At 48.5% G+C, this 16554-nt stretch carries 16 protein-coding genes; 14 read left to right on the plus strand and 2 right to left on the minus strand.

Annotated elements, in window-relative coordinates; all coding sequences use genetic code 11:
- Nucleotides 1-2 precede the first annotated feature (2 nt).
- The 13 genes from BUB73_RS05360 to BUB73_RS05420 all read left to right on the plus strand — a co-directional run bounded on the left by BUB73_RS05360 (nucleotide 3) and on the right by BUB73_RS05420 (nucleotide 13698).
- Nucleotides 3-260 (plus strand): acyl carrier protein, encoded by a 258-nt coding sequence (locus BUB73_RS05360; RefSeq protein WP_073159351.1) that lies wholly within the window; start codon nucleotides 3-5, stop codon nucleotides 258-260.
- A complete protein-coding gene (locus BUB73_RS05365; protein WP_073159349.1) occupies nucleotides 260-2599 on the plus strand; it encodes an ApeI family dehydratase in 2340 nt (779 codons plus the stop codon). Before BUB73_RS05360 ends, BUB73_RS05365 begins: the two co-directional genes overlap by 1 nt.
- The gene (locus tag BUB73_RS05370) at nucleotides 2592-3347 is read left to right on the plus strand and encodes a glycosyltransferase family 2 protein (protein ID WP_073159347.1); all 756 of its coding nucleotides are present in this window, start codon (nucleotides 2592-2594) and stop codon (nucleotides 3345-3347) included. The genes BUB73_RS05365 and BUB73_RS05370 overlap by 8 nt, the downstream gene beginning before the upstream one ends.
- Before the next feature lie 19 nt (nucleotides 3348-3366).
- A complete protein-coding gene (locus BUB73_RS05375; protein WP_073159346.1) occupies nucleotides 3367-4332 on the plus strand; it encodes a lipid A biosynthesis acyltransferase in 966 nt (321 codons plus the stop codon).
- Nucleotides 4333-4371: 39 nt separating this feature from the next.
- Nucleotides 4372-5898, plus strand: coding sequence for an HAL/PAL/TAL family ammonia-lyase (gene hutH, locus BUB73_RS05380; protein WP_083539663.1), 1527 nt, complete (start codon nucleotides 4372-4374; stop codon nucleotides 5896-5898).
- A 15-nt stretch (nucleotides 5899-5913) separates the two neighbouring features.
- Nucleotides 5914-6339: an acyl-CoA thioesterase gene (locus tag BUB73_RS05385; RefSeq protein WP_073159343.1), complete on the plus strand. Its 426-nt coding sequence runs from the start codon at nucleotides 5914-5916 to the stop codon at nucleotides 6337-6339.
- Nucleotides 6339-7031 carry a LolA family protein gene (locus tag BUB73_RS05390; RefSeq protein ID WP_073159341.1) on the plus strand — a complete coding sequence of 231 codons (693 nt, stop codon included), beginning with the start codon at nucleotides 6339-6341 and terminating at the stop codon, nucleotides 7029-7031. Before BUB73_RS05385 ends, BUB73_RS05390 begins: the two co-directional genes overlap by 1 nt.
- A 12-nt stretch (nucleotides 7032-7043) precedes the next feature.
- Nucleotides 7044-9365, plus strand: a complete 2322-nt coding sequence (locus BUB73_RS05395; protein ID WP_249269267.1) for an MMPL family transporter — start codon at nucleotides 7044-7046, stop codon at nucleotides 9363-9365.
- A 134-nt stretch (nucleotides 9366-9499) separates the two neighbouring features.
- A complete protein-coding gene (locus BUB73_RS05400) occupies nucleotides 9500-10000 on the plus strand; it encodes a DUF3261 domain-containing protein (RefSeq protein ID WP_158535419.1) in 501 nt (166 codons plus the stop codon).
- Entirely contained in the window at nucleotides 10000-11229 is a 1230-nt protein-coding gene (locus tag BUB73_RS05405) for a beta-ketoacyl synthase N-terminal-like domain-containing protein (RefSeq protein WP_073284178.1), read from the plus strand. Before BUB73_RS05400 ends, BUB73_RS05405 begins: the two co-directional genes overlap by 1 nt.
- Nucleotides 11230-11244: 15 nt before the next feature.
- The gene (locus tag BUB73_RS05410) at nucleotides 11245-11712 is read left to right on the plus strand and encodes a hotdog family protein (protein ID WP_073159335.1); all 468 of its coding nucleotides are present in this window, start codon (nucleotides 11245-11247) and stop codon (nucleotides 11710-11712) included.
- A gap of 16 nt (nucleotides 11713-11728) precedes the next feature.
- The gene (gene fabG / locus BUB73_RS05415; RefSeq protein WP_073159333.1) at nucleotides 11729-12472 is read left to right on the plus strand and encodes a 3-oxoacyl-ACP reductase FabG; all 744 of its coding nucleotides are present in this window, start codon (nucleotides 11729-11731) and stop codon (nucleotides 12470-12472) included.
- Nucleotides 12469-13698: a beta-ketoacyl-ACP synthase gene (locus tag BUB73_RS05420; protein WP_073159331.1), complete on the plus strand. Its 1230-nt coding sequence runs from the start codon at nucleotides 12469-12471 to the stop codon at nucleotides 13696-13698. The genes fabG and BUB73_RS05420 overlap by 4 nt, the downstream gene beginning before the upstream one ends.
- A 74-nt stretch (nucleotides 13699-13772) precedes the next feature.
- Here the strand turns inward: BUB73_RS05420 and BUB73_RS05425 are convergent, their stop codons facing one another.
- Nucleotides 13773-14654, minus strand: a complete 882-nt coding sequence (locus BUB73_RS05425; protein WP_073159329.1) for a tRNA modification radical SAM protein MnmL/YtqA — start codon at nucleotides 14652-14654, stop codon at nucleotides 13773-13775.
- 137 nt (nucleotides 14655-14791) lie between these two features.
- Between BUB73_RS05425 and BUB73_RS05430 the strand changes: the two genes are divergently transcribed.
- Nucleotides 14792-15742, plus strand: a complete 951-nt coding sequence (locus tag BUB73_RS05430; RefSeq protein ID WP_139259121.1) for a fibrobacter succinogenes major paralogous domain-containing protein — start codon at nucleotides 14792-14794, stop codon at nucleotides 15740-15742.
- A 77-nt stretch (nucleotides 15743-15819) separates the two neighbouring features.
- Here BUB73_RS05430 and yfcE read toward each other — a convergent pair whose 3' ends face one another.
- Nucleotides 15820-16407 (minus strand): phosphodiesterase, encoded by a 588-nt coding sequence (yfcE, locus tag BUB73_RS05435; RefSeq protein WP_073284184.1) that lies wholly within the window; start codon nucleotides 16405-16407, stop codon nucleotides 15820-15822.
- Nucleotides 16408-16554: the final 147 nt, after the last annotated feature.

The following is a 16554-nucleotide window of genomic DNA, read 5'->3' on the forward strand; positions in this document are numbered from 1 at the left end:
AAATGGAAAAACAGGAAATTTTTGATAAGATCAAGACCGCCCTCATCGAAGAATTCGAAATGGATGAGGCCAAGCTTACGCCCGAGGCTCGTCTTTACGAAGACCTGGAACTGGATAGCATCGATGCTGTGGACCTGATTGTGAAGTTGAAGTCCTTCCTGCCTCGCAATATCGATCCGGAAGTGTTCAAGACCGTGCGTACCCTTCAGGATGTGGTGGATGCCATCTACAACCTGATCCAGACTGCGGAATCCAAATAATGAAATCTATAGCGGGAAAGGTCTTCTTTACCGCAATCTCTGTTCTGTACCCAGTACTCGTCTTTTGCGGGATGGAGTTCTGGGGACTTTCTCCTAGGCGCTTGAGCATTTTGCTCTTGGCGCTTGCCTTTTATCAGTTCCTCAATTTTACCCGCAACCGTGGGGCAGGGGAACTCGGCCGCGCGAATTCCATAAAGGCAGCGGTTCTCGTTGTGCTGATCCTAGTCTGTGGGGTAGTCTCCTTTTTTGCAGACAACATTTTGTTCCTGAAGTTCTACCCCGTGTTGGTGAACTTGAGCTTGCTCGCCTTTTTTGGCTTTACCCTATGGAAAAAGCCTAGTTTCGTATTCCGCATGGCCAACCTGGGCGATAAGACTATCAAGACTTCGCCAAGCAGGAATTATGTGGAACGGTACTGCGACAGGGTGACTTTTGCCTGGTGCATCTTCTTTGTGGCGAACGCCTGTGTGTCTGCAACCACCGTGTTCGTTGGTTCTGACCGTTTGTGGTCCTTGTACAACGGGCTTTTTTCCTACATTTTAATCGGTGTATTTTTTGCCGTTGAATTTTTGATCCGAAAGATTATGCAGAGTAAATTGCAATCCTATGTTCCTGTTTGCGACTTGGAATTGAATTCCCGCCCCGAAGGGGCTGTTGTCAGTTTTGATGGTGAAAGCGTAAAGACATGGTCTGACTTTACAAGTGACGTTTCCAAGGTTCGTTCCTTCTTGGAATCCCGGGATAATTGCCCCTGGATTTTGCATTGCGAAGACTCCTATTTCTTTGTGGTGGCCCTGCTTGCCATGTTGCAGAGTGGCCGTAAGGCTCTCGTGACTGCCAATCGCCAGGATGCCTTCATCAAGGAAATCAAGAAGCCTGAATATGGGTTTATTACCGACGAACCGTTTGGTACGGCGGCCGATGGGGCTTCCCTGATTCAGGATATCCTGAAGGGCGAAACTTCCGATACCGCAAACCTGAAATTTGGGAAGTTTGATAAGTCCAAGGCCGAAATGGTCATGTACACTTCAGGCACCACTGGCGAACCTAAGGCCGTATTCAAGCTGTTCCTGCAATTTGAGAACGAACTGTTTGAACTGGTGAAGGTCTTTGGTAATGACTGGGTAGACCACAAGGTCTATAGTACGGTCAACCATCATCATATTTATGGTTTGCTGTTCTCGGTACTTTTGCCTATCGCCACAGGACTGCCTTTCCGTAGACGCCGAATCGACTTCCCTCAGGAACTTGCCGGCCTCGTAAATGAAAAGGCTGTCATTGCATCAAGCCCTGCATACTTGAAACGCCTGGCCGCCGATAGCGACAAGCCTTTCGATTTTAAGTGCGCTCCCATCATTTATTCTTCCGGTGGTCCCTTGCCTAAGGAAGTTGCCGAAAGGGCTTGCGAACTGACTGGCTACTGGACCATGGAAATCTATGGCAGTACAGAAACAGGTGGCATTGCCTATCGACAGTCTAAGAATGGCCCTGTGTGGACACCCTTTGAAGTCTGCAAGATGAGTCTGGGCGAAAATGATTGTCTGAACATCAAGTCCAGCTACATCCTGGAACCGGATGGTTTTACCACAGGCGATCTGGTAGATATTTACGATGACGGTCGATTCCTCTTGAAGGGACGTTCCGATTCTATCGTAAAGATTGAAGAAAAGCGAATCTCCCTGCCCGAAGTCGAAAACCGCTTGAAGCAGACGGGGCTGGTGCAGGATGTGCGTGTGGTTCCCATGGTGGGCAAGCGTCAGTACTTGGCTGCAGCCATTGTGCTGAATGCCGAAGGCCGTGAAAAGTTTGCGGGCTCCACCAAACTTCAGATGAATAATTTCTTCCACGATTACCTGGTCAAGTTCATCGAAAATACGGTGTCTCCCAAGAAGTGGCGCTATCTAGAAGAATTGCCTCAGAATACCGAAGGCAAGATCCGCATGCGTGATGTGCAGGCGCTCTTTGGTTTAGCTGAAAGTCCCAATTTCAGAATTTTGAAATTCCGTCGGGAGACGGGCGTGCTGACCGCCAAGCTGATTTTCCCTGCGACAAGTGATTATTACGACGGACATTTCCCGGAGTTCAAGTTGCTTCCCGCCGTGGTGCAGGTTGACATGGTTCTTAAGTTGGCCCGTAATTTCCTGGATGTTCCCAAGGAACTTTCAAAGATTCATCGAACGAAATTTGCAAATCCCATTTTCCCGGATACGCCGGTGAATGTGAAAATTTCCTATGATGAGGAAGCAGGAAAGGTTTCCTTTAACTATACCGATGAATTGGGCGAAAAGACCTTGTCAAATGGCTCCTTCACTATGAATGTAGGTGGCTTGAATGGCTAGTTTGACTGATATTAAGATTTGTGCGGTCGTTCCTGTATACCGTCATGAGGCGGCGTCCCGTCATGTGGTGGATGTGCTGGCTTCTTATGGCATACCGGTTGTTCTTGTGGACGATGGTAATGCGCCCGAAGGGCATCAGATTCTGGAACAGATTGCTAGTGAAGTTCCCAATACCATTCTTGTGACCCACGCCGTAAATGGTGGCAAGGGCAAGGCTGTCTGTTCTGGCCTTGAAGCTGCTGTAAAGGCTGGCTTTACCCACGCGTTGCAGGTGGATGCGGATGGTCAGCATGACATGGGCAAGATTCCCTTCTTTGTGAAGGCCGCGCAAAAGCATCCTGACGATCTGATTGGCGGCTTCCCCCAGTATGACGAAACCGTTCCCAAGGCTCGCGAGCAGGGGCGCAAGATTACCAACTTCTGGGTGTCCATTGAAACCATGTCCAGGGAAATTCCTGATTCCATGTGCGGTTTCAGAGTTTATCCGCTGGCTAGTGTCTGGCCCGTAGCAAAGAAAATTCGCAATTACCGAATGGGCTTCGATATTGAGATTCTAGTGAAACTTTCCTGGAAGGGCCTTAAGATGCGCTTCTATCCCATCAAGGTTAGCTATCCCGAAGACGGTGTTTCCAACTTCCGTGTTTTTCACGACAATGTCGCCATATCTGCAACGCACACTAAGCTGTGCTGCGGCATGTTCCTTCGCAGTCCCATGATTCTTGCTCGCAGACTTTTTAAGAAGAAGTAGATTTTTTCAAAGGCATTTTATGGAAAACGAAAAGGTAAGATCGGAGCATTGGTCCGAAGTGAAAGAAGTTGGAGGTAGCCTCTGGCACTTCCGCTTTATGCTTTGGATTGTGTGCCATTTGCCTTTGTTCCTCGTAGAAGTCTGCACGGCGATTATTTGTTTTTTCTTTTGGATTGGGGCCAAGCCGGTACGAGCCCGCTCACGGATTTATCTGGAACATTTGGCTCGCGTTCAAAAAAGACGTCCTGATTTTCTTGGGCCCTATAAACACATTTTGTCCTTCGCCCTTTCCATGATGGAAAAGCTACTTGGCTGGAAAGGGGCCATCAAACTGAACAACATCGAAACACAAGACGATGATTTGAATGCCTTGGTGGATCAGCTGAATCGTGGGGAAGGGGCATTCCTCCTTTGCTCTCATCTAGGCAATATGGAAATGCTCCGTTCGCTTACGGGTTACGATGAATATCATACCCAGAAGGATTTTGAAGTTTTCCCTGTCGTTGATTTCTCGGGTACCTCAAAGTTTAACGCACTTCTTCGAGAGTTAAATCCCGATCTTATGGATCATGTGGTTGATGCCAATAATATCGGCGTCGATACCGCCGTCTGGATGAAGGATCAGATTGCTGCCGGTAATCTGGTGGTGATTGCCGGGGACCGAACCTCTGCCAATTCCCGCGACCGCAAACTGGAAACGGAATTTCTTGGCGAAAAGGCGAACTTCCCGGAAGGCTCCTTCTCTCTGGCTGGAATTCTGAACGCCCCGATTTATTTTATGTTCGCAATCCGCAAGAAGGATTTCGATATTAAATCCACTTATGAGATGCATGTGATTCGAGCCAAGACTTCATTAGAATGTTCCCGTAAGGAACGCCCTGAACGTCTGAAGTTGTTGCTGCGGGAATACACATCGATTTTGGAAAAACTCTGTTTGAAACATCCATACCAGTGGTATAACTTTTACAACTTCTGGGAAGATTGATCCGCAGACAGAAAAATTTTTGATGATTGAGGAATGATTATGGAAACTGTAGTTGTTGGTAGCAGAAAACTGACCGTCGAAGATGTGGTGGCCATTGCCAAAAAGCAGGTCAATGTTGAACTGGATAGTTCCGAAGCCTTCCAGAGAATGATTGATGCCGGCGCAGAATTCCTGGATAAGGCTCTGGCTGAACATGGTGGCATCTATGGCGTAACGACTGGTTACGGTGATTCCTGTACTCAGGTCCTGCCTCCGGAACATTACTACCAGCTTCCCATTAACCTGACTCGTTTTCATGGTTGTGGTATGGGAAACTATTTTGATCCTGAAACCACCCGCGCCATCATGGTGGTGCGTATGAATACCTTGGCACAGGGTTATTCCGGTGTCAGCTATGCTCTCCTCAAGATCATGATGACCTTCCTGCAGAACGACATTCTTCCTCTGATTCCTCAGGAAGGTTCCGTGGGCGCCAGCGGCGATTTGACTCCGCTGTCTTATTTGGCCGGTGCTGTAATCGGTGAACGTAAGGTGCTGTACAAGGGCGAAGTTCGTGAATCTCTAGACGTGATGAATGAACTGGGTATTACCCCTCACAAGTTCCGTCCCAAGGAAGCAATCGCCATTATGAATGGTACCGCCGCCATGAACGCCGTGGCCTGCATGGCATTCTCTCGTGCCCAGTATCTGTCTGACCTGGCTTGTCGAATTACTGCCTTGATTACTGTTGCCATGAAGGGCAATGCCTACCATTTCTACAAGCGCCTCTTCGAAGTTAAACCTCATCCGGGGCTGATGAAGGCCGCCAAGAAAATTCGCCATGGCTTGAATCTGGCCGAGGCCAACAATGTGGTTCCCGAAAAAATTCAGGACCCTTATTCTCTTCGCTGTGCTCCCCATATTATCGGACTTTTCTACGATTCCGAAAATTTGCTGCGTCAGTTGATTGAAGTGGAATTGAACAGCGCTAACGACAATCCCATTGTGGATCCGGTAACCCACAATATTTTCCACGGCGGTCATTTCTATGGTGGACATATCTGTCTGGCTATGGATACCTTGAAGAATATTGTGGCCAATGTGGCTGATCTTCTGGATCGTCAGATGGCCATGATTGTAGACATCAAGTTCAATCGCAACTTGCCGCCGAACTTGGCTGGCTCTAAGGGTGATTACGATATTAATCACGGTTTCAAGGCTGTTCAGATTGGCGTCTCTTCCTGGACCGCAGAAGCGCTGCACCTGACAATGCCCATGAGCGTCTTTAGCCGATCTACCGAATGTCATAATCAGGATAAGGTTAGCATGGGTACAATTGCGTCCCGTGACTGTATCCGCATTCTGGAACTTTCTGAACAGGTGGCTGCTGCTGTACTGTTGGCCTCTGCCCAGGCTGTGCGCATTCGGTTTGAACGTGGCGAAATTTCCGCAGACCGCATGATCAATCTTCAGAACACCTACGATCAGGTCTTCTCTAAGTTTGCTCCCCTGGAATGTGATCGCCAGCTGGAAGGTGATCTCCGCAACACCTTGGAACTGATCCGTCAGAAATTCTACGCAGTTTAAACTAGACAGGTTAAAATGAAGAAAATTAAAGAAACCGTCGAATTTAATGTTGAATTTTACGATGTGGATTCTATGCAGGTGGCTTGGCATGGGAACTATGTGAAGTTCATGGAAGTGGCCCGTTGTGCCTTGCTTCGTAAAATCGGTTATGATTACAGGGATATGACCCGCAGCGGTTACCTTTGGCCTGTGGTAGATCTGCATGTGAAGTACATTCGCCCTATGGTATTTATGCAGAGAATCCGTTGCGAAGTAACCTTGACTGAATACGAAGTCTGTATGAAGCTGGCTTACAAGTTTATGGATGCCGAAACGGGTGCCGTGCTGACAAAGGCTGAAAGTACCCAGATGGCCGTGGATATGAATACGAAGGAATCCCTCTGGACTTGCCCGGCCTGCTTCGTTGATCGGGTGAGAACTGCATTGGATAAGGAAGACTGATGAAATTCCTGGACAAGTTTGCCTATTCCGTTTTTTGTTTGATGGTTTCCGCGACTTTTGCTTTGGGCGCAGTCTTTGATCATCCTGTAAATGACGGATCCCGCAAGCAATTAACTGCAGCCCTTGAACAGATGACTTCCCATGGAATTGTCTATGGAAACTTCAAACAGACGAAGTCCATCAAGAAGCTGAACCGCGATTTCGTTTCTACGGGGAACTTCATGATTTCCAGCAAGTATGGAATTTCGTGGAACACCCTGAAACCTTTTGCCTCCTTGATGATGGTGACTCAGAGCGGAATTTTCCAGCAGGCGGGAAAGGGACCTATCAAGAAAATTTCTTCCCAGGAAAATCCGGTCTTTGCCGAATTTTCTAGGACGATACAAGCGGTCTTTTCTGGCAACTGTCAGGAGCTAGAGAAAAATTTCTCGGTGTATTTTGAGAAAGCAGGAAAGAACGTGGTGATTGGCCTCGTGCCTCGCGAACCAGCTGTTCGTAAGGTTATCGAGAGCATTGTTCTTGAAGGCTCCTCAAGTCTTGACAAGATGAGCATTTCCGACGGGGAAGGCAACCCTGTTGTGTATGAACTTTCTGACCAGAAGCAGATGAGTGAATCCCAGATGGATTCGCTAATTTCTGCAGAAGAAAACGTTCCGGTCAGGATCTATAAAACTCTTAGAGATAATCCGTAACTTGGTGATTCTATGGGTTTGAATAAGAAAATCGGTGTCTCAATTTGGGTTGTGCTTCACGCCCTTCTTTTGATTATCGGTATTTCTGTTCCCTGGAATGTGGAGTCCGATCTTTATTCGGTGTTGCCGGATTCCGATGAATTGCATCATGTAAGTGCAGCCGAAAAAGTCTTGAGCGCTCGCAGTATACGGAATATTTCGGTACTGGTGGGGCACGAGAATTTTTCTATTGCCAAGGCTTCCGCTGAAGCGCTGTTCGCGTCCTTTGAAAAAGATGAATCTTTTGATGAAATCCGTCTGCATGTAGATGAAAATGCCATGCAGGAAAACAGAGATTTTCTATTTGAAAATCGCTATGTGTTGCAGGGATCTCCTGTACGTGAAATGTTGAAGTCCGGGGATGTAGAAACCTTGAAGAACGAAGCTCTTCAGAAAGTTTATGGTGCATTCTCCCTGGCCGACTTGAATCGTCTTGAACAGGATCCGCTTTTACTTGGGGAACAGAGCTTTGAATATTTCACCCTGAATTCGCCATTGATGGGCGGCAAGTTTACCTTGAAGGAAGGGGTGCTTACCGCAACGGATTCCGCAAACGGTTTATTGGAAAGTCCCGTTAATTACGTCATGTGGAGTGCCGTCCTATCAGAAAAAACACCGTCCATGGCTTCAAAGGGACATGTTCTCTCTCGATTGGACAAAGCCTTGGATTCCCTGCAGCAGGTTTACCCTGGGCTGAAGGTAGCCAAGTCTGGCGTACCTTTCCATAGTTATGAAAGTTCTGGCAACGCCCAGTCCGAAATCGCCTGGATTTCTGGAATTTCCATGGCCTTGATCATTTTGCTTCTTCTGCTAGCCTTTAAAACCGTGTTCCCCCTTGTGGCTACTGTTTTGTCTATTACCGTGGCCGCCGCTACGGCTTTGGCTGGAACCTGGGCTATTTTCGGATCGATTCATATTTTCACTTTTGTTTTCGGCACCAGCGTCATTGGCGTGAGCATTGATTATGCCATTCATTTCTTTACCAGCTGGAAGAATGGGGTGAAGGACGTTCGCAGGCATATCTTCAAGGGACTGCTGTTGGGATTTATGACCACGGAACTCAGCTACATTGCCCTCACATTTGCTGAATTCCCTTTGTTGCGTCAGATGGCTGTGTTTTCGCTTATCGGCCTGGCAAGTTCCTTTGCGACAATTACCTTGTTGTTCCCGGTTATTTCGCAGCCTCGCCGCCAGGGAGGTTTGCCAGCCCTCGTTCCACAAAAGGTGCTGAAGGTATACGAACGTTTTCCTGCGGGTCGCAATCTTCGTCAAATTTTAGGTGGCGTATTTGTTGTGGCGTTGCTTCCGGGACTTTACCTGCTGAATGTTCATACGGATATGCGAGCTCTCTATAGCATGAGCGATGAACTGAAGGCCGCAGAAATTTTAAACGCCCGTCTTAACAACCTTGGAATTTCAGCCAACTATTTCATTGTAGAAGGCGATTCTCCTGAAGAGGTTCTCCAGCGAGAGGAATCGCTTGCTCTGCAATTGGCGTCCGCCCAAACGGATTCCCTGTTATCCGGTTTTCTGGCCACAAGCAGCTTCTTGCCTTCGGTAAAAACGCAGAAGGAAACTTGGACTGCTGTTCAACAGCTTGCTCCATCAGTGCAGTCATTTGTGTCCGAACTGGGAATCGTCAGCGATTCAGCCTTTAAGGCGAGCCTTGCTACGGAACCCGCTTACTTAACTCCCGAAAGTCGTTTCCCCTCTTCTACCAAGAGCCTTCTGAATATGTTGTGGATTGGCGAGGTGAACGGGAAATTCTACAGTGCGGTTTTACCTTTGCACGTATCTTTAAAATTTGATGCAGCTGCACTGACTCAAGACCTACCTAAAGTTTATGCCGTGAACAAGATGGCGAATATTAACGCAACCCTGACAAAACTATCCCATGCGTCTCTGTTGCTGGTAGCTGTTGCCTATGTAATTGTATTCCTGGTTCTTGTTCTTGTATACAGAATTCGTCAGGCAGTCCGCATAATTCGCGCACCTGTTCTGGCGTGCCTCTTTTTGGCTGCTGTTTTTGGGTATGCAGGAATCGATTTCAATTTCTTTGCCATTGTAGGGGTGATTCTTACCCTTGGTATCGGTATCGATTATGCCCTATTCTTCAAGGAGGGGGGGCGTAGGAATCTGGTGACCACGTTGGCGGTTATGCTTTCGGCTTGTACCACGCTGATTTCTTTTGGCAGTCTAGCCTTTAGTAGTTTTGTGCCGGTCGCCACCTTTGGCCTAGCGACCCTTCTAGGCATTATTTGTTGCTTTATTTTGTCTCCCTTTAGCGGGGAGTGAATTTAAATTTTCTAGCTTTGCTCTCGATGGAATTCCTTACCCCGAGAGCTTTTTTTATTGCCGCAGCATGTCTATGTTGCCTGTTTTTTGGGGCATGCCATAAGGCTGTAGTAAAACCGGATTCAACAGCCCCGGTGTTTTATTCCGATGGACGTTCCGTACAATTGCTGCCTACACAGGCCATGTCTGGTTCCATAGACATGGCTCAGCGTCTAGAGGGACATTTTGCAAAACCCGATGGCGATACCAGCTCTTTTTCGGGTGACACCTGGGTTCGTGCCAATGATTCCATTCTTTCGATTCACCTGTTTGGCGGTTTTGGTACGACCATTGCAGAATTGACCTATACCAAGGATTCTGTATCCCTGTCCAGTTCCTTCATCGATGGCGAAAAGATGAAGGCTGAATACGTGCTGGCGGATTTCCAGGTTTGTTTTTATCCTTTTGACGCTCTCAAGAATAATTTTGAAAAGGCTGGTTTTGAATTCCGTGAGAAGGTGGAGGGGGCTGACTTTGAACGGACCCTTCTTGAAGACGGGAATACAATCCTTCTTGTCAAAAAGTCTGGTTCCGAAATTGAACTTGTGAACGAGCTGCGAAAATACCGTTACCATATTACCCTTAGCGAAAACTGATGAAGCGTCCTTTATACATTAATGACTTTGCCTTCCACTGCATTCTTGGCGGTGGTAACATGGCCAATCACCATGAAGTTCTTGAAAAATTGAATAATGCAGAACGCGGTGAATTTACCATGTACGATGTGGCAGGCGTTATGCGGCCGGCTGCATCGATTGATCCGAATACCTTGCCTCCTGTAGCTGACAAGTGGTTCGATAATCGCGTGAACCGTTTGGCTCAGGCGGCTTTGTCTGGTATAAATGGCGACGGACTGGATGATACAATCAGGAAAGCCGTTGAAAAGTTTGGTGCAGACCGCGTAGGTATTTTTATCGGTTCCTGCGATAATGGATCTGAGGCATCCCTTTCGGCATTGCGTTGTTTTAAAGAAACGGGCAAGTATCCAGAAGGTTATGTCCTGGATATGCAGCGTGCTGATTTCCCCGCAAGGTTTATTGCGGAACGTTATGGAATCAAGGGCTCGATTCTTGTTCATTCCACAGCTTGTGCATCTAGTGCCAGCGCTTTCATTTCTGCCCGAAATAGTCTCTATGCCGGTCATTGTGACGTGGCGATTGTGGGCGGGGTGGATATTTCCTCGTTACCGGTCATTCTCGGGTTTGCATCGTTAGAAGCGATGAGCGATCAGCCTACCAATCCTTTTAGTGCAAATCGTTCAGGTCTGACCCTGGGCGATGCGGCAGCCTTCTTTGTGGTGACCAGGGAGCCTTGCCCGGAACTGTGTGCAGAGCCGACCTTGAAGGTGATTGGTTGTGGTGAAAGTGCCGATGCCGACCATATTACGGCACCCCGGGCCGATGGAATGGGTGCTGTTCAGGCGATGCATGCCGCTCTTGAAGATGCCGGAATTTCAGCGGATCAGATTGGCTATGTGAATCTGCATGGTACTGGAACCAGGTTGAACGATTCCATGGAAAGCAAGGCCATTGCCAAGGTGTTCGGCTCCGAAGAAAATGGGGCGTCTGTCCCGGTAAGTTCCACAAAGGCCTTGACCGGTCATTCTCTGGGGGCTGCCGGTGCTCTAGAGATTGCGTTCTGTTGCATGTCTCTAAAAAATGGGGGAGTGTTGCCTGCTCATCTGAATGATGGGGTGGTGGATCCGGCATTCCCTGCGGTTCATCTCGTGGCTCCTGGCGAAATTGCCAACGGGTTGAAGTATTGTATGAGCAACTCCTTTGCCTTTGGCGGATGTAACGTTTCGCTTATTGTAGAAAACGGCTAAGATGTAGGAATACTGATGATTGAAGAATTCAAGACAAGAGACTCCGTCAGTGAACTTGTGCCCCACAAGGGTAAAATGCTTCTTCTGGACCGAGTCCAGAGCTATAGCCTAGAAGAGATTTCCATATCCACGGAAATTGATATTCGCAAGGACTGCATGTTCTATGATGAAAATCTAGGCGGTGTGCCCGCCTGGATTGCCTTTGAATATATGGCGCAGAGTATTTCCGCTCTGTCGGGAATTTATGGACGTTCCAAAGGCGAAAAACCGAAGGTCGGTTTTATTATGAGCGTGTCTAGTTTCAAGACTGATATTCCTGTGTTTAAGACGGGGGATACTGTCGTGGTAAAAGTTCGCCAGACCATCCGCATGGATATGGCGGTAACATTTGATGGATCCGCTTCGGTAGACGGAAAGCAGGTCGTTGCTGCAACGTTGAATACCGTAGAGGTTCCTGATCCCAAGGCGTCCTTGGGTTTGTGAGTGTGTAGAGGGTAAAATGGATAATAATAAGACTGAAAATGCTAAGAGTGTATTGGTTACTGGAGCCAGTGGCGGAATTGGACTTGCCATTGTCGAAGCCTTGGCCAATGCCGGATACACCGTGGTGGCTCATTACAATCGAAATGCGGCTCCCGTTGATGCCTTGGCCGAAAAGATTCGCGCCAATGGCGGTTGTGTTCGTACTCTGCAATTTGATATCAGCAATCGCGAGCAGTGCAAGGAAGTAATCGAAAAGGACATTGCCGAAAATGGCGTTTATTATGGCGTTGTGACCAATGCCGGTGTCTGTGCCGATATGCCTTTCCCTGCCATGACCGGCGAGTTCTGGGACAAGGTGATCGATACCAACCTGAACGGTTTTTATAATGTGATGTTCCCCATTGTAATGCCCATGTGCCGCAAGCGTCGTGGACGTATTGTGACCATTTCTTCTGTGTCTGGCGTTATCGGTAATCGTGGCCAGGTAAACTACAGCGCATCAAAGGCTGGCCTTATCGGAGCCACAAAGGCTTTGGCCACCGAACTGGCTAGCCGTAACATCACGGTGAATAGCGTCGCTCCTGGCATCATTGAAACAGAAATGATCAAGGATGCCCCTCTGGATATGATCTTGCCGGCAGTTCCCATGAAACGTGTGGGCAAACCTGAAGAAGTGGCCGCCACGGTTGTGTTCTTGCTTTCTGATGGAGCAGCCTATATTACCCGCCAGGTAATTTCTGTAAATGGAGGTTTGGCATGAGTCGTAGAGTTGTCGTTACCGGTGGTTCCTGCATTTCTTCCCTCGGCATGGAACTGGATGAAATCTTCACTAGCCTAAAGTCTTTGAAGAATCGCATTGTCCGTATGGAAGATTGGGATAAGTATACCCAGATGAACACTCGTCTGGCTGCACCCATTCTTTATGACTTGCCGGAATACCCCCGCAAGAAAATCCGTGGTGCCGGTCGCGTGGGACTCCTGGCTTTGGCCTCTGCCGACAAGGCAATGCAGGTGGCTGGCCTCACTGGCGATACCGAACTTTTAAAGTCTGGCCGAGTGGGTGTGGCTTACGGTTCTTCTATGGGTAGCGTCAATCCTCTGATGGATTTCTTCTCCATGTTGAATCCTCCCTACGATTGCTCCAAGATTACAGCTACCACTTATATCCGCTCTATGCCCCAGACTTGCGCCGTGAATATCAGCGTGTTCTTTGGCATGACTGGACGTCTGATTACCACCAATACCGCATGCACCAGCGGAAGCCTTTCTATCGGTTACGCTTACGAAGCCATTAAGTATGGCATGCAGGATGTGATGGTGGCTGGCGGTGCCGACGAACTGGATCCTACAGAATCAGCAGTCTTTGATACCTTGTTCGCAACTAGCGTCAAGAACGATACTCCGGAACTGACTCCTGCCGCCTATGACAAGGATCGTGACGGTCTGGTCATTGGCGAAGGTGCCGGTACCTTGGTGCTTGAAGAATATGAACACGCCAAGGCCCGTGGCGCGCACATCTATGCAGAACTGGTGGGCTTCGGTCACAATACCGATGGCGACCACATTACCCAGCCCAAGAAAGAAACCATGCAGCATGCCCTGGAACTTGCTCTTCTGGATTCCGGTGTTGCTCCCGAAGCCATTGGCTACGTGAACGGTCATGGCACTGCTACCCATCATGGAGATATTGCCGAAAGCTGGGCCACTTACGGTGCCTTCAGGAATCGGGCCGTTCCTCTATCCAGTCTCAAGAGCTACATCGGTCACTCCCTCGGTGCCTGTGGCGGCATTGAAGCCTGGCTTGGCATCAACATGATGAATCGTGGCTGGTTCAGCCCCAATCTTAACTTGAAGAACGTGGATCCGGAATGCGCTCCCCTGGATTACATTACCGGTTCCGGTCGCGAAATGGATGTGGAATACTTTATGTCCAACAACTTCGCTTTCGGCGGTATTAATACTTCGCTGATTTTCAAGAAGGTCTAATTAAGAAATGGACCTTAAAAAGGCTGCGGTTCTTTTTGAACAGCAGCCTTTCTTCATATGGGATAAAACGTCTTTTAGCCTTCCAGTTTTTTATTTACCAGCGCGATAATCTTGTCCCTTTCGCCACACCAGTTGGGGGCGATCAGCAGTTCGCTGGGGCTTTCACCGCTAAAACGTTCGATGGCTGTTTCGGTTCCGATAATCTTGATCATTTCTGCAACGGCGTCGCAGTATTCCTCGAATGTCAGGAGGGTAATCTGTCCGTTGGCGTAATCCTCGGCCATGGCTGTTCCCACCACGATATGCAGGGGGTGAATTTTCACGGCGGCCAGATGCAGGTCGCGAACCACTTGGGCCGTGCGCTTGAAGTCGTCCATGGTTTCGCCGGGGAGGCCTACGATGACATGGGTCGTCACGCAGAGACCTGCTGCCTGGCAACGGGTGACTGCGTCTTCGAATTCCGCCAGAGTATGTCTACGATTAATGCCAGCCAATGTCAAGTCGCTGGCTGTCTGCAGTCCGATTTCCACGATTATGGGCTTCTTCTTGTTTAGAGACGCCAGGTAGTCCACCTTGTCCTGTTCCAGGCAATCGGGGCGGGTTCCGATGGCGAGACCGGCAATTTCCGGATGCTTGATGATGGGGCCGATAATCCCCTTTAAGTGTTCCAGGGGTGCGTGGGTATTTGTATAAGGCTGCAGATAAGCCAAAATACCGGCGTTGGGGTACTTGTCCCTCAGTTTCGGCACGAATTTTTCCAGTTGTTCCTGGATGCTGACCTTGGCTTGGTCAAAAACAGGGCTGAAACTGCGATTGTTGCAGTAAGAACAGCCCGAAAAACCCTTGGTACCGTCCAAATTAGGACAGTTCATGCCTCCGTTAAGAGGAAGTTTCCTCACTTTTAGGTAGTTCGGGAACAATTTTGCTAACAAGTCACGGTAAGGCGTGTAGTTCATACTTGAATAATAGCTTAAAAATGATGCAAATGTCGCAACAGATAATGCTCTTTGACGTAATAATTAAGGTTAGACATGACGTATTTCGTTAAATTGTATTTATATTTCCTTGTGGTATGGGATGAAACGAGGAAATATTGAAGCTATTTCGTCTATTTACATCGGCTTTTTTGTGCATTCTTGCATTATTTCTTGCAAGTGTCCTTTTTGGATGCAAGAAAGACGAGTCTGTCATACTCCGTTCGAACCCTGTACCGCCCCCCAAGGATACTGTCGTTATTGTTCCCGTTGATACTGTTCCTGCTCCTGCCGATACAGTAGTTGATTCTGTCGAAACACCTGTCGATACGGTTCCTGCGGTTGATACCGTGGCTCCCGTGCCACCGCCAAAGGTCGAGGCGAAGCCTATTTCCAAAAAGAAGATTTCCCTTATTACGTCTCAGAAAAAATCTAATAACAGTGCCGTCGATTCCCTGGCCCTTTTGCCTGTGCCTACCGAACCGGATTCCGCCATGGTGGCTCTTTGCAGCGACGTGGGTGAGAACGAATTCTGCGATCTTCGCGACGGTAAGCGCTACGATATTGTTGTCATTGGCCGTCAGACCTGGTTCCGTCGTAATCTTGCTTACGAAACAGAAGGCAGCTGGTGTCCCAACGATCAGGAAGAAAACTGCACTCTTTACGGTAGACTTTATCAGTGGAGTTCCGCCAATTCTTGCCCCGAAGGGTGGCATCTTCCCACGATGAGGGATTTTGCCATTCTTCATGATTATGTGCTCAAGAAGAATGCCGGTCAAGAAGGTGTTGGAACGAGCCTCAAGACTATTGTCGGCTGGAATGACGATGATATGGGTGAGGTCCCTGTGGGTACAAACCGTTATGGCTTTGGTGCAAAACCTGCCGGCTATCGCGACAATCGTGGACTCTACGTGTCCGTTGGCGATGAAGCCAATTTCTGGACCTCACACGAAATCATCGGTGAAAACAGGGCATCTTACTGGAACCTCTACTACGGCAACCAGGACTTCATCGGATCTTACGTTGGTCTGAAAACCTCCGCCATGTCCGTCCGTTGCATCAAGGACTAAGCCCTGGATAGCCTAGAAAAGACGTTGTTCCAATACCTGAATCAAAAGGTCTTTGTGAACTGCAAGTGAAGCCTGCGTTACAAGGTGACGGAAGCTAATTCTTCGCCGGTTTCAAGATGGTGGATGCTGAACTTGCCGTTATCGTAGAAACCGAAGGTGGGTGGGTTGCCGCCCTTGGGCAGACTGGTTGATCCGGGATTTACCATGAGCACGCCCTTGAAGTTCCTTTGCAACTGGTAAATGTGTGTATGGCCATAAAGATAGGCGTCAATGGGGCAGTCTTCTTTAAGGGTGGGGTCCAGCTGAGAAAGTGCGTTAGACGGGAAACAATCCGGCATAAAAATATGGCCATGGCTTAGGAACAAGCGCACGGGTCCATCTTCAACTACGGCATATTCATCTTCGATCTTGATGAAGTCCAGCATCATCAAGTCAACGTCGGCATCGCAGTTGCCGCGGGCGGCTACAATCTTATCCGCATAAGGTCGCAACGCTTCCACAACTCCCATGGGACCGTGTCCTTCGGGCAGCGGGTTGCGTGGCCCGTGATAAAGAGTGTCTCCCAGCAAGAAAATCTTGTCGCAGCCGAACTTTTCGAAGAAGGACAATGCCCGTCGTGCTGCGATTGCAGAACCATGAATATCAGAAAGAATTAAAGCACGCATACGAAGCAAAAGTAAATAATTAACAGTGAATAGTGAAGAGTGAACAGTGAATAGTGAACAGTGAATAGTGAAGAGTGAAGAGTGGGGGGCTGCGTGTCATCCTGAGCGAAGTCGCGAAGCGACGAAGTCGAAGGATCTAGTGACGTA

It is taken from the genome of Fibrobacter sp. UWH6 (genome assembly GCF_900142465.1).
Taxonomy (GTDB): domain Bacteria; phylum Fibrobacterota; class Fibrobacteria; order Fibrobacterales; family Fibrobacteraceae; genus Fibrobacter.

Coding starts and splice junctions, on each gene's coding strand:
- BUB73_RS05385 (WP_073159343.1), top strand. CDS start 5,914: ATGAAGAAAATTAAAGAAACCGTCGAATTTAATGTTGAATTTTACGAT.
- BUB73_RS05405 (WP_073284178.1), top strand. CDS start 10,000: ATGAAGCGTCCTTTATACATTAATGACTTTGCCTTCCACTGCATTCTT.
- BUB73_RS05395 (WP_249269267.1), top strand. CDS start 7,044: ATGGGTTTGAATAAGAAAATCGGTGTCTCAATTTGGGTTGTGCTTCAC.
- fabG (WP_073159333.1), top strand. CDS start 11,729: ATGGATAATAATAAGACTGAAAATGCTAAGAGTGTATTGGTTACTGGA.
- BUB73_RS05425 (WP_073159329.1), bottom strand. CDS start 14,654: ATGAACTACACGCCTTACCGTGACTTGTTAGCAAAATTGTTCCCGAAC.
- BUB73_RS05375 (WP_073159346.1), top strand. CDS start 3,367: ATGGAAAACGAAAAGGTAAGATCGGAGCATTGGTCCGAAGTGAAAGAA.
- BUB73_RS05390 (WP_073159341.1), top strand. CDS start 6,339: ATGAAATTCCTGGACAAGTTTGCCTATTCCGTTTTTTGTTTGATGGTT.
- BUB73_RS05410 (WP_073159335.1), top strand. CDS start 11,245: ATGATTGAAGAATTCAAGACAAGAGACTCCGTCAGTGAACTTGTGCCC.
- BUB73_RS05365 (WP_073159349.1), top strand. CDS start 260: ATGAAATCTATAGCGGGAAAGGTCTTCTTTACCGCAATCTCTGTTCTG.
- hutH (WP_083539663.1), top strand. CDS start 4,372: ATGGAAACTGTAGTTGTTGGTAGCAGAAAACTGACCGTCGAAGATGTG.
- BUB73_RS05360 (WP_073159351.1), top strand. CDS start 3: ATGGAAAAACAGGAAATTTTTGATAAGATCAAGACCGCCCTCATCGAA.
- yfcE (WP_073284184.1), bottom strand. CDS start 16,407: ATGCGTGCTTTAATTCTTTCTGATATTCATGGTTCTGCAATCGCAGCA.
- BUB73_RS05420 (WP_073159331.1), top strand. CDS start 12,469: ATGAGTCGTAGAGTTGTCGTTACCGGTGGTTCCTGCATTTCTTCCCTC.
- BUB73_RS05370 (WP_073159347.1), top strand. CDS start 2,592: ATGGCTAGTTTGACTGATATTAAGATTTGTGCGGTCGTTCCTGTATAC.